Source organism: Litchfieldia stipae (assembly GCF_014837155.1).
Classification (GTDB): Bacteria; Bacillota; Bacilli; order Bacillales; family Bacillaceae_L; genus Litchfieldia.
Genome location: NZ_JACYHA010000016.1, coordinates 23,098 through 36,474, shown reverse-complemented (window position 1 = coordinate 36,474; position 13,377 = coordinate 23,098). Strand labels below are relative to the sequence as shown.

Sequence of the window (13,377 nt, the reverse complement as noted above, 5' to 3'; positions counted from 1 at the left end):
TTTCTACACAATGAAACAATGAAAATATCTTCCTTTTACTAGAATTCGTCATTTTCGAAAGATTTTCGTCCTAAGAAAGAAAAGTGAGAACCGTCCCCAATTTGCCAATCAAGTTTTAACAGAAATTTGGGAAAAGTATGGTAGTATGAGAGTAATGAGTTTTATAGGAGTGATGTCAAAATGAAACGGTCGTTTAAGGGGTTATTTATTAGTTTTTTACTTCTCACAATTCTAACAGCCTGTAAAGAAGAGGAACCAAGTCCAGAGGCTGCATTTGAAGAGTACACGGAGAAGTGGGAGAATCTGAAATATGAAGACATGTATGAACAACTAACAACAGCAAGCAAAGAATCAATAACCAAAGAAGAATTTGTCGAACGATATCAGAAAATCTATGGTGATATCGAGGCTGCAAATATTGTTGTTGATTATATACCATCTGAAGAAGAACTTGCTCCAGATGAAAATGGGGAAATCGCCTATGAGTATAAAGTATCAATGGAAACTGTCGCAGGTCCTATTGAATATACTCACAAAGCAACAGTGGTTCAAGAAGTCACTGAAGAAGAAAAACAATGGAAGATCAATTGGAATCCTTCGATGATATTTTCAGTCATGGATGAAGGTGATGAAGTAAAGCTAACATTCACCTCACCAGTCCGTGGGGAGATAGTTGATCGTTTAGAACGTGGCTTAGCAATCAACGGGGAAGTCTATGAACTCGGTGTGGTCCCAGAACAGGTTGATGAATCAAAGCTTGATGATTTAGCATCAAAAATTGGACTGACAAGAGAATCCATCGAACAAAAATTAAATGCTTCCTGGGTTCAACCACATTATTTTGTCCCATTAAAAAGAATATCACTTGATGAGAATGTATTTGTCACAGAGGTGGCGACAGAATTTGAAGAAGTGAAGGTACAGCGAGTACCATCAAGAGTCTATCCATACAAGGAAGCAACGGCTAACCTTGTTGGCTATGTCACTTCCATCACGCAAGAAGATTTAGAAAAATTAGAGGGACAGGGATATACAAGCACTGACATCATCGGGAAGAAAGGCTTAGAAATGGTGTTTGAGGAACGGTTAAGAGGTGAAAAAGGTGTTAAAATCTATATTGCTAAGGAAGATGGCGAGGAATTCACTCTTGTTTCAAAACCAGCTAAAGACGGTGAGAATCTTAAGCTTGCTATCGATATCGAGCTTCAACAAGTAGTATATGAACAGCTTAAAGGAGAAAAGGGGGCATCTGCTGCCATTGATCCAAAAACAGGTGAAACGCTTGCCTTAGCAACGAGTCCATCTTTTGATCCAAATGATTTTGTATTAGGAATCTCTTCAGAGAAATGGAAGGAACTATCTGAGAATCCGAACCAACCTTTAATCAATCGAGTGGGATACACATATGCACCAGGCTCAACCTTGAAACCAATTACGGCTGCGATAGCTCTTGAGCAACAAGCCATTACTCCAGAACATACGTATGAAATTAATGAAGAAACATGGCAAAAGGACAGTTCATGGGGAAATTATAGGATTAAAAGGGTTAACAATGTGAAGGGACCAATCGACTTAAGAAAAGCACTTGTCTATTCTGATAATATTTATTTTGCCAGAGTTGCTCTCGACATGGGCATTGAACCATTTGAAAATGGCTTAAAGCAATTTGGTTTTAATGAAACATTCCCATTCGACTATCCATTCTATGATTCACAAATTTCAAATGATGGAATCAAGAATGAACAACTGCTTGCAGACTCTGCCTACGGTCAAGGCGAGGTTGAGATGAATATCCTTCATTTAGCGATGAGCTATACACCATTCCTAAATCAAGGGAATCTCCTTAAGCCAAGCCTGTTCGCCCTTGAAAATAGCGAACCAGAGGTGTGGCGTGAATCAGTTGTCTCAGCTACTCATGCAGAAACTATCTTGAAGGATTTAGTTGAAGTCATTGAGGATCCACAAGGGTCAGGACGTGCAGCGAAAATCGAAGGCGTTACATTAGCAGGGAAAACCGGAACGGCTGAATTGAAAACGAGTAGTGAGGATAAGGACGCAAAGGAAAATGGTTTCTTCGTGGCTGTTGATACCGAGGAACCTGATCTTTTAGTTGCGATGTTAATTGAAGATGTCAAATCAGGTAGTGGCTATGTCGTACCAAAAGTAAAGAATGTGTTTCAGCATTTCCTACAAATGAATGAGTAATGTCTAATACTGTCATTCCGTTCCTTTCACATCTTGTCTAAATATAAGATGTGAAGGAAATGGGTGGCAGTTTTTTGATAATTTCCGAGGAAATTTTACATAAATTATGCAATTCGTGTAAAAAAAGGAGGTCGATTGATGTATAATTGGGGTAATTAGTTATGAATTATTGGAGGTACCGTTTTGAAAAAATTAGCTGTGGTCGTTGTAGTTGTTCTATCAATTGTTTCTATAATTGCATCGAAAATGCACTGGGATCAAAAGATAGAGGCAAAAGCAAGTGTTGAAAGTGAATCTATCGTTAAAGATAAACCAACGTTGAAAGAAGAAAAGAACTCTCCAAAGACAAAGAGAGAACTAATGAAGTTAACAAAGAATTTAGATCAGGCTGTTATCAATCAAATCGAATCAGCAATTGATAAACAGAAGCAATTGCAACTTGTGATTGTTGGATCTACGTCAACACCAGAGACGAATGGATGGCCATCACTCTTGAAAAAACAAATAGAAGCAGAGTATGGGAAAGAACTCATTAAAGTTACAGTTAAAGAGATTCCAGGGAAAACAAGTACCGAAGTAGTGAATGAAGAGTTATATAAGGAAATTAATGAGTTGAAGCCAGATGTACTTTTATATGAGCCATTTTTCTTATATGATAACGGGGTATTAATAACTACTGAAAAGAGATTGGAAAACTTGAGTTTCATGCTTGGAGAATTTAAGAGTGAAAACCCTGAAATAGTCACTATTTTACAGCCGGCAAATCCTTTATATAATGCCATTCATTATCCAAAAGAGGTTACAGAACTTATGGAATATGCAGTGGAAAATGATGTGATCTACTTAAATCATTGGGAGGTTTGGCCAAATCTGAATTCAGAAGAAATGAATGATTACGTGATTCAGTCTGGAGAAGAGAATTCTGGTCAACCAACGGAAGCTGGTCATCAATTATGGGCGGACTATTTAATTGATTATTTTATTGCGAATACAGACGAAAACGAATAAAACTGAATGTCTAGGTTATAATAGATTCCTTGTATAAGGAATCTATTTTTGTAAAGGGTAGGAGGGAAATGGCATTGAAAAAGTTGATCGCAATTATATGTTTATCATGTATCTTCTCTACATTTGTTATGCCTGTCAAAGGATTTGCAGATAAAATCGTTGTGATCGATCCAGGTCATGGAGGTAAATTTGCTGGAACCTGTGGATATTCAGGAAGAGAAACAGGATATTGTGAGAAGGATGCGAATCTAGACGTGGCCATTAAGCTTCAGAACATTCTTATGGAAAATGGCTTTGAGGTGAAACTCACACGTCATTCAGATAAAGAATTTGGTGAGTTTTTAAGGGATGAAGAAGGAAAGAATGAAGATGGAGATTTTCACAATCGAATGAAATTAGCCAATGAGTTTGTTATGGAAAACAATGAACAAGCCGTGTTCATCTCCATTCACCATAATGCTAGTGCAACCAATCCATTTATTCGAGGGATTGAAACTTATTATTACGACGGGGTAAATCACTATAAATCAGCGTATCCTCATGACCCATTACAATTAGTCTACCTACAAGAAAATAAACGTTTGGCAGAAACGGTTCAGCAATACTTGGTTGATGAATTGAAGCTACCTAACAGAAAGGTCCATAATGACCAAAGCTTTTATGTGATTCGAAATGCGCAAATGCCTTCGATATTAGTGGAATTAGGATATATGATAAATCGGAATGAAGAGAAACTAATTAAAACAGCAGAGTACCAAGAAAGAGCAGCAGCTGCGATTGCCGAAGCAATTGAAACTTACTTTGACGTTTTCGAAGTCTATAACTCAACGAATCATAAACTTGCCACGTTTTTGAATGAAGAAGACGCACTAACATATGCGAACCAATCTAAATCGGCAGTGATTGTCTTTGATAAATATCAGCAAAAAGTCATTTATGACCAAAGGGAAAAAGAGCTTAAACATTATACACAGCCTTACTAAGAATAATTAAACAAACGTTTGTTTAAGAATAAATAGGAGACAATGGGATGAAAAAAGTGATTTGTTCGATGATTTTACTTATTGTTCTGCTGGCTTGTACAAATGAAGAGACCCTTCCAAAGGATAAAAAGGGAAAAGAAGAATCACAGATTCAACAGGTAGACCGACCAATTATAGAAGGAAACCTGCTTGAATACCGTCCAAAGGTAGGAACAACAAGGGTATTTAAAAACAATGAAGATGAGATCTATCAGCAAAAAGTGTTGGCAGAGAACGAAGAATATATTCAATTGACGATTCTATTAAGTGGTGCACCAACGACCCAAATTTACCGCTGGACTGACACTGAAATCACCTTGGTTTATGAACACTCATCACCTGCTGATCCCTCAAAAAGCATAGTTAACCAATTCACCCCAATGGGTGATCTAGAAACACTCATTAATCTAGAAATGTTCACTGCAGATTGGCAGTTAATTGATATAAAGGATGAAATCACAGTTCCAGTAGGTCGTTTTCAAGATGTCTATGTCCTTCGAATGATAACAGATGAAGTCGAGGGTGCAGATACCATTTATACAAGATATTTTGCAAAGGGTACAGGATTAATAAAAGAAACATTTGAATTAACAGGTGAGAGTGGTTACACTGACGAAGCAACCCTTTCAATCATAGAGTAGACCAATATTAATGAAATGGGTGATAACATGAATGATAAAAAAATAAAAGTAATGACAGTATTTGGGACAAGGCCAGAAGCCATCAAAATGGCACCACTTGTCTTAGAGTTAAAAAAACATTCTGATAACATTGAGTCGATTGTAACGGTAACAGCACAGCATCGACAAATGCTTGATCAAGTATTAGAGATTTTTAATATTACACCAGACTATGATTTAAATGTGATGAAGGATCGACAAACACTAAAAGATATCACTGTTAGGGCGCTTGAAGGATTAGATGAGGTCATGAAAAAAGAAAAGCCGGACCTTGTATTAGTACATGGAGATACAACCACAACCTTTGTCGCAAGCTTAGCCGCACTCTATAACCAAGTAGCAGTGGGTCATGTAGAGGCTGGACTCAGAACCTGGAATAAATATTCACCATATCCAGAGGAAATGAATCGCCAAATTACTGGTGTCATAGCAGACCTTCATTTCTCTCCAACGAAGAAATCAGCTGAGAATCTACTTAAAGAAAATAAGCGCGAAGAAACTATTTTTATCACAGGGAATACAGCCATTGACGCTTTAAAAACAACGGTTTCACCTACATACAAACACGAGCTTCTAAATCAGATAGGGCAAGACAGAATGATGTTAGTCACCGCACACCGACGCGAAAATCTAGGAGAACCAATGAGACAAATGTTCCGTGCAATCAAACGCCTTGTGACAGAGCATGAAGACCTTCAAGTCGTCTATCCAGTTCATTTGAATCCAGCTGTTAAAGAAGTAGCCGATGAAATTCTCGGAAATGACAGTCGGATTCATTTAATTGAACCTTTAGGCGTCTTAGATTTTCATAACTTTGCATCACGAGCGTACATGATTTTAACCGATTCAGGTGGAGTGCAGGAAGAGGCGCCATCTCTTGGAGTCCCAGTACTAGTGCTAAGAGATACGACAGAAAGGCCAGAAGGAATTGAGGCAGGGACGTTGAAATTAGCAGGGACACAAGAAGAGACGATTTATCAACTGGCAAAACAATTAATTGTTGATAATAATGAATATCAACGAATGGCAAAGGCTTCAAATCCTTATGGAGATGGGAATGCCTCAGAAAGAATTGTGGAAGCGATATTATATTATTTCTCTAAAACGAAAAATAGACCAAACTCGTTTACTCTAGTTAGTTAATTGTAATAAATTCTACAAATTAAGATAAAATTTTTATGAAAGACTTCCAAACATAAATAAATAATGGAATAATACTATTTAGTCAAACAACAAAAACTACCTAAATTAAGATATTGAGGAGTATAAAAGTATGAAGAAAATATCAGTTATTATTCCGGTTTATAATACAACTGAATTTATAAATGATTGCCTAGAATCTGTTTTCCTTCAAACGTATCGTCATTTAGAAATCATTATTGTCAATGATGGATCGAATGAAGCTTTGAAGCAGCAGTTAACGGAGTTATCTAGTAAGGATCAACGAGTACAATGCTATCATTTAGATAGTAAAAATGGTGTTGGATTTGCAAGGAATTATGGGATGAAAAAAGCAACTGGTGATTATCTGTTATTCTTAGACAGTGATGACTATTTAGCACTAGACGCAATTGAATTATTAGTGAACAGCATTGGAGAAGCCCCGATTATTGCAGGAAGAACAAAGAAATTCTCTGTACCGATAGATAATAAAACATTGCCATTAAAAGAGGATGTAGTTATAAAAGAACGAGGTTCAATAAAAACATTTAAAGACATGTCAATTGTAAATAAACTAATATCAGTAGATTTTATCACGACAAATTACATTCGATTTAATGAAGATACAAATTGTTATACTGATGTGTCTTTTATTGTTTCTATCATTGACAAACTAGAAAGAATTTCAATGCTAAAAGCACGTACCTACTTTAAAAGAAGACGTAATGATCCAATAATTAATCCTTCGTTGGATCAAGCATCACGTGAAGAAAAAGTAATTGAATTTCTAACAGTTTTCCAAACAGTTAAAAATAAGCAGTATGAAAGCGAATGTGTTCAAACATATTTGGATTACATATACTTAAATTTCTTCCGACGTGAAATTATCATGTTACTTGAGGATGAAAAGAAGGTAACTGAATATGCAGTACAGCTGTCAAACACAGCAAAACAACTTAGTCAAAATGCGTTTAATAATCTAAATCCAGTTGTTAAAAGAGAACTTTCACTTCTAAGGAACGAGAAGATCAATACATTTGCGAATACAATTAAATTTCATCATTTTTTAAGAAAAATTAAATATGCCTTAGGTGGGAGAACAAAGTTATTTCTTCAATTGTACCGATCTTTCTTTATGAGATTACCAATTAAAGAAAAAACAATTGTATTTGAAAGTTTCCTAGGTAAGAATTATTCTGATAGTCCTAAGTATATTTATGAGTACATGCTCCAGCATAATAAAGATTATACATTTGTTTGGATTTTCAATGATCCAACAAAAAAAATACCGGGCCCAGCCAAAAAAGTGAAGCGATTTAGTTTAACCTACTACTATTATCTAGCAACGTCTAAATATTGGGTAAGTAACTCGAGGCTGCCTAGATCTTTAAATAAACGAAAAGATAATATTTACCTACAGACTTGGCATGGAACGCCATTAAAAAAACTCGTATTTGATATGAATGATGTTCATTCAGCTAATCCAAATTACAAGAAACACTTCTATGACCAGTCTAGAAGATGGGATTATTTAATTTCGCCAAATCAATATTCATCAGATATTTTTAGAAGAGCCTTTCTTTTTGACAAGGAAATGCTCGAGTTTGGTTATCCAAGAAATGATATTTTATATGCTGATAATAAACAAGAAATTGCACAGTCCATTAAGCAGAAGCTACAATTGCCAAAAGACAAGAAGATTGTGCTTTATGCTCCAACTTGGAGAGACGATGAATTTTATGAACCTGGTAAATATAAATTCAAATTAGAGTTAGATCTCCAAAAGATGAGAGAAGAACTTGGAAGCGAGTATATAATTTTATTGAGAATGCACTATTTTATAGCAGATCATATAGAAACAACAGGTCTAGACGGATTTGTTTATAATTTATCTAAGTATGATGATATTGCGGAGCTATATTTAATCTCTGACATTTTAATCACTGATTACTCTTCTGTCTTTTTCGATTATGCAAATCTAAAGCGTCCTATTTTATTTTTCACATATGACTTGGAAAAGTACCGTGATACATTAAGAGGATTTTATATTGATGTGGAAAAAGAAGTTCCGGGACCACTACTGAAGACGTCGGATGAAGTGATTTCCTCAATCAAACATATCAATCAAATTGAAGCAGATTATAAAGAGAAATATGGCCAATTCTATGAAAAGTTCTGTGCGTGGGATAACGGAAAGGCATCAGAACAAGTTGTAAATAGAGTGTTTAAGTAAAAAAATAGTAAAACAAGAAGGTGCTTTGTACTTTCTTGTTTTTTTATTGTAAAAGAACATGTCAGATATCTAGAATTACATATATTGATAATTATGTCAGAAAATCTACCATAATAGTTTACTATGTCGTATTAAAAGTCGTAAAAGTAAGAAATGTTAAGAAAATACTAAAAAAATGTAAATAAATCTTTTCAAATAGTTTGACTATTAAATATATTGTGATTATACTAAAATAGTAAAAAATGAGATTAGTGGAAAGAGGTGGCAAAACTAGTGGTAAACTCAAGGGATTGTTCGTTGAAAACGAGACATTAGAACAATATGCCGAGAGTTATTTTTTATTTACACTAAATCTATAGGAGGGTATTCAATTGAATTTGAAAAGAAGTCTAGCACTTATTTTAGTCTTTTTACTTGCCTTTTCGAACACAGCTCTTGCTGCGGTTAAACCAATTCATGAGACTCAGAATACGAAACAGACAATTCAAAAAGCAGGTCAACAATTAAAATTAGATGTTGAAAAAGAAAAGTACAAACCAGCCGATAAAGTTCGTGTAATTGTCGAGGTTAAAGGAGATCCAGCAATTACATATGCAACAAAAAAAGGTGTGAAATACAGTAAGCTTTCTGAGAATGAAAAGGACAAATTACAGACAGACATTCTTAAATCTCAAAAAGCCGTAAAAGATAAAATTTCTGCTGAGTCTCTAAAAATGGAGTTCAAAGAAAATTTCACGACGGCATTTAACGGATTTAGTGGTGTGGTTGAATACGGAAAGGTAGCTGGTATTAAAAAATTGACAGGGGTAGCTAATGTTACTGTTGTTAATGAGTACGAGCGTCCTGTTGATAAACCAGATATGAAGTATAGTAAAGAACTCGTCGAAGCTCAAAAAGCTTGGACTGATTTTGGCTATGATGGTGAAGGAATGATTGTCGGTATCATTGATACTGGAATTGATCCTAGACATAAGGATATGATTCTATCTGATAATTCTAAAGGTGAACTTACTGAAAAAGAAGTAGCTTCACTCACTTCTGAATATAATCTACCTGGTAAGTATCATACGTACAAGGTTCCTTATGGTTACAACTATATGGATAAAAACCAAGAAATTTTAGATTTAGGACCTGAAGCTTCTCATCATGGAATGCATGTAGCGGGGACAGTTGCGGCAAATGGTGATGAAGAAAAGGGTGGACTTAAAGGAGTTGCTCCTGAAGCACAATTATTAGCATTAAAGGTATTTGGTAACGATCCAAATATGGCTTCTACTTGGGGAGATATTTATATTAAGGCAATTGATGATGCGATCATTTTAGGGGCGGATGTTCTTAACATGAGTTTAGGTTCAACTGCATCATTTGTTGATGCTGAAGATCCAGAACAGCAAGCAATTGCTAGAGCAGTAGAAAATGGCGTATTTATGTCCATTTCTGCTGGTAACTCTGCACATTTTGGAAATGGACATGCTAATCCATATTCATCAAACCCAGACATTGGAGTAGTTGGCTCACCAGGCTTATCTTATGATTCATTACAGGTGGCATCTTTAGAGAACAACTTTATGGATTTAGATGCTATGTCATATTCATTTGATGGTAACGAAATTGCACTAGCTCCATTCTTGTCTGCAAGCAGTGTACATCCAAATGATGTAGATTCAAAGACATTTGAAGTATTATCTGCAGGCTTAGGTGGAACAGCTGAGGATTTTGCTGGTAAAGACTTTAAAGGGAAATATGCGTTAATTCAACGTGGTCAATATGATTTCACTTTAAAAGCATTAAATGCACAGGCTGCAGGTGCGGCTGGTGTGATTATTTACAATAACACAGATGGTTATGTGAATATGGTGTCAGAAGAAGCTATTAAAATCCCACAATTATTTATGTTAAAGACCGATGGTGATGCTCTGAAAGCAGCAATAGATAACGGTCAAGTTGTATCAATTACCTTTAATGGTGAAACGACAACTGCTGCCAATCCATTAGCTGGACAAATGTCTGATTTCACTTCATGGGGTGTCACTCCAAACTTAGACTTTAAGCCTGAAATCACAGCACCAGGTGGAAATATTCTATCAACATTGCAGGACAACAAATATGGTTCAATGAGTGGTACGTCAATGGCAGCTCCACACGTTTCTGGTGGATCAGCTATCGTTCTACAACGTGTTGAAGAGGAAACAAATTTAGAAGGTAAAGAACGTATCAATCTAGCTAAAAATATCCTAATGAATACTAGTGCACCAGTTGTAGATAAAGGCCTATATAATGACTATTATGGAATTGACAATGCATATTCACCTCGTCGTCAAGGTGCAGGTCTAATGCAATTACATGCAGCATTAAGTACTCCTGCAGTTGTTACTGAGAAGAGTACAAATGAAGCAAAAGTAGCTCTTAAAGAGATTACTGGTGATACAGCAACGTTTACATTAAATGTTAAAAACCTATCTAATAAGCAAGTAACTTATAATGTAGATGGAAATGTACAAACAGATTTAGCTTATGATGGTGTCAATGCTCTTGAATCTCAAGGAGTATACAAGAATGGAACAATATCTAATAATGCTCCATGGATTGGAGAATATCCAATTTCATTTAGCACAAAACAAGTGACTGTTCCTGCAAACTCTAGTAAAGATATTAAGGTAACAATTGATTTAAAGAATGCAATTGATTGGTTCTATAATGCACCACTAGAGGAAATCTTTGAAAATGGATATTTTGTTGAAGGATTTGTTACTTTAACAGATGTTTCTGATAATAACCCAACTCTTACTGTTCCTTATGTAGGATTCAAAGGTGATTGGAACGATGCTCCTGTTCTTGATGAGATGATTTATGACGGAGAAGAATCATTCTATGCAGTAGCTGGATTTGTTGATGGTGAAGGATATTATTTAGGGTATGATCCAATTAATGAAAGTTATAGTAAATCATTAATTGCCATCTCACCAAATGGAGATGGTCAGCAGGATGAAATCGTCCCTGTCTTATCATTTTTACGAAATGCAAAAGAGGTTCAATATAACATTTTAGATGAAGAAAAGAACAAATTACGTACGATCAAATCAGATCAAAATACGAGAAAACACTATTATGATGGTGCTCGTGGACCGATGTATACGTACAATACAGCTAACAGCTGGGATGGTAAAGTGAAAAATAAGCTAGTTGCTGATGGAACTTACTACTATGAGTTTGCATCTACAATTGACTACCCTGGAAAAGAAGCGCAAAAGATACAAGTTCCTGTGATTATTGATACAGTTGATCCAGAATTAACGGCGAGCTTGTCAAAAGACACTGTGAAGATCAATGCATCTGATAAAGATGGATCAGGTGTCGCATATATCGATATTCTAGTAAATGGAAAAACAGTTCTAGAAACTCCTTTAGCAGGAAATACAAAAGAATATAAGTTAAAGAGTCAACCTGAAGCTGGAACAATTGTAACAGTTGTTGCAGTGGACTATGCAGGCAATGACGTAAATGCAATTGTGAATGGTGATAATGATAAAACTCATCCTGTAATTAACATCATAACTCCAGATGTGTTCTCTGTATCAAATACAAGTGAAGTAGCTGTATCAGGAACTGTAACAGATGACACTAAGATTGTTGAAATTACAGTTAATGGCAAAAAGGTTGATTTCACTTTCAATAAAGCAGAAAATTATTATGAATTCGCTACTAAGCTTATATTTGAAGATGGAGATCAAGAATTCTTCGTTGGAGCGAAGGACGATGCAGGAAATGAAATTTCAATTAGCCGTTTAGTACAAGTAGATACTACACTTCCAACACTAGATGTAGAAGTTCCGACTTATGTTACAAACTCTACTAAATCAGTGAAACTAAAAGCAACATTAGCAGATAACGCTGATGAATTACGTTTCTTTGTGGATGGCAGTGAAGAATTCTACAATGCACCAAGTGATCAAATGAAGAAGTACTCTAAAGTGGTAGAAACAGACCTGACTTTAGATCCAGGGAAAAACACATTCGAATTAAAATTAGTAGATTTAGCTGGTAATACAACAACGAAAGAAGTCGTTGTTCACCGTGCAACATCTGATAAGGATGAGCAAGTATCACGTATTGCTGGGGATAACCTATATAAAACATCTGCAATCATTAGTGCAGAAGGGTGGGAATCTTCAGACGTTGTGATTTTAGCTCGTGGAGATAAGTTTGTGGATGCATTAGCCGGTGTACCTCTTGCTACGAAATATGATGCTCCTTTATTATTAACTCGTAGTGAAAGACTTGATAATGTAACAAAAGCTGAGATTGAAAGATTAGGCGCTAAAAAGGTCATCATCTTAGGTGGGCACTTAGCGGTTAAGGATGAAGTAGAAACGGCGATTAAAGCTCTTGGCGTAAAGGTAGAGCGTATTGCTGGTAACAACCAATACGATACAGCAGCTTTAATTGCGAAAGAAGTTGCACCTAAGGGAACTGAAGAAGCAATTATCGTTAGTGGTGAGAAGTTCCAGGATGCTCTTTCAATTGCATCATATGCTGGTAAGAATGGTCTACCAATCTTACTTGTGAACACTAAAGAAGTTCCTTCTGCTACTAAGACAAGTTTGAAGGATTTAGGAGTTAAAGAAACTTTAGTAATTGGTGGAGAACTTGTAGTACCTGAAAAGGTTGCAAAAACTTTACCATCTGTAACACGTATTGCAGGTCAAACAAAGTTTGATACAAACGTTGAAGTATTAAAGTACTCTAAACCTGATACTTACAAGTTGTATGTGGCAACATCAGATCGTTTCCAAGATGGTCTTTCTGGTGCAGCTCTAGCAGCGAAGCAGGATGCAGGAATTCTATTAGTTGGAGAATCACTACGCCCAGTTAGTGAAAATTACCTAGTAAATGCTGATCCATCTCTAGTGAAGGTATTCGGTGGAGAATTAGCAATCAATGCTAGTGTATATGCGAAAATTAAAGGAATCTTAGAGTAAGAAAACTTGGGAAAGGGTAGCCAAATGGCTACCCTTTTTACTGTGATCTGGCTCATTTAACCATAAAAAGAGAGACTCATAGAGCCCCT

The 13,377-nt window shown here is 35.8% G+C and carries 7 protein-coding genes; all 7 read left to right on the top strand.

The features are described 5' to 3' along the window. Positions 1 to 180 precede the first annotated feature (180 nt). The gene (locus tag F7888_RS16685) at positions 181 to 2,205 is read left to right on the top strand and encodes a penicillin-binding transpeptidase domain-containing protein (protein ID WP_191781396.1); all 2,025 of its coding nucleotides are present in this window, start codon (positions 181 to 183) and stop codon (positions 2,203 to 2,205) included. A 183-nt stretch (positions 2,206 to 2,388) separates the two neighbouring features. Further along, positions 2,389 to 3,213 carry an SGNH/GDSL hydrolase family protein gene (locus F7888_RS16680; protein ID WP_191781394.1) on the top strand — a complete coding sequence of 275 codons (825 nt, stop codon included), beginning with the start codon at positions 2,389 to 2,391 and terminating at the stop codon, positions 3,211 to 3,213. 74 nt (positions 3,214 to 3,287) lie between these two features. Then, positions 3,288 to 4,196 (top strand): N-acetylmuramoyl-L-alanine amidase family protein, encoded by a 909-nt coding sequence (locus F7888_RS16675; RefSeq protein ID WP_191781393.1) that lies wholly within the window; start codon positions 3,288 to 3,290, stop codon positions 4,194 to 4,196. 47 nt (positions 4,197 to 4,243) lie between these two features. Continuing rightward, on the top strand, positions 4,244 to 4,876 hold the full coding sequence (locus tag F7888_RS16670) for a hypothetical protein (protein ID WP_191781391.1): 633 nt from the start codon (positions 4,244 to 4,246) through the stop codon (positions 4,874 to 4,876). A 27-nt stretch (positions 4,877 to 4,903) separates the two neighbouring features. Next, positions 4,904 to 6,058, top strand: coding sequence for a non-hydrolyzing UDP-N-acetylglucosamine 2-epimerase (gene wecB / locus F7888_RS16665; protein WP_191781388.1), 1,155 nt, complete (start codon positions 4,904 to 4,906; stop codon positions 6,056 to 6,058). A 130-nt stretch (positions 6,059 to 6,188) separates the two neighbouring features. Next, positions 6,189 to 8,309 carry a bifunctional glycosyltransferase/CDP-glycerol:glycerophosphate glycerophosphotransferase gene (locus F7888_RS16660; protein ID WP_191781386.1) on the top strand — a complete coding sequence of 707 codons (2,121 nt, stop codon included), beginning with the start codon at positions 6,189 to 6,191 and terminating at the stop codon, positions 8,307 to 8,309. A 371-nt stretch (positions 8,310 to 8,680) separates the two neighbouring features. Beyond that, positions 8,681 to 13,288, top strand: a complete 4,608-nt coding sequence (locus F7888_RS22995; protein WP_191781385.1) for a cell wall-binding repeat-containing protein — start codon at positions 8,681 to 8,683, stop codon at positions 13,286 to 13,288. Positions 13,289 to 13,377: the final 89 nt, after the last annotated feature.

Excerpts from the sequence above, each read along its gene's own strand:
- F7888_RS16670 (WP_191781391.1), top strand. The coding sequence starts at position 4,244 with ATGAAAAAAGTGATTTGTTCGATGATTTTACTTATTGTTCTGCTGGCT.
- F7888_RS16660 (WP_191781386.1), top strand. The coding sequence starts at position 6,189 with ATGAAGAAAATATCAGTTATTATTCCGGTTTATAATACAACTGAATTT.
- wecB (WP_191781388.1), top strand. The coding sequence starts at position 4,904 with ATGAATGATAAAAAAATAAAAGTAATGACAGTATTTGGGACAAGGCCA.
- F7888_RS16685 (WP_191781396.1), top strand. The coding sequence starts at position 181 with ATGAAACGGTCGTTTAAGGGGTTATTTATTAGTTTTTTACTTCTCACA.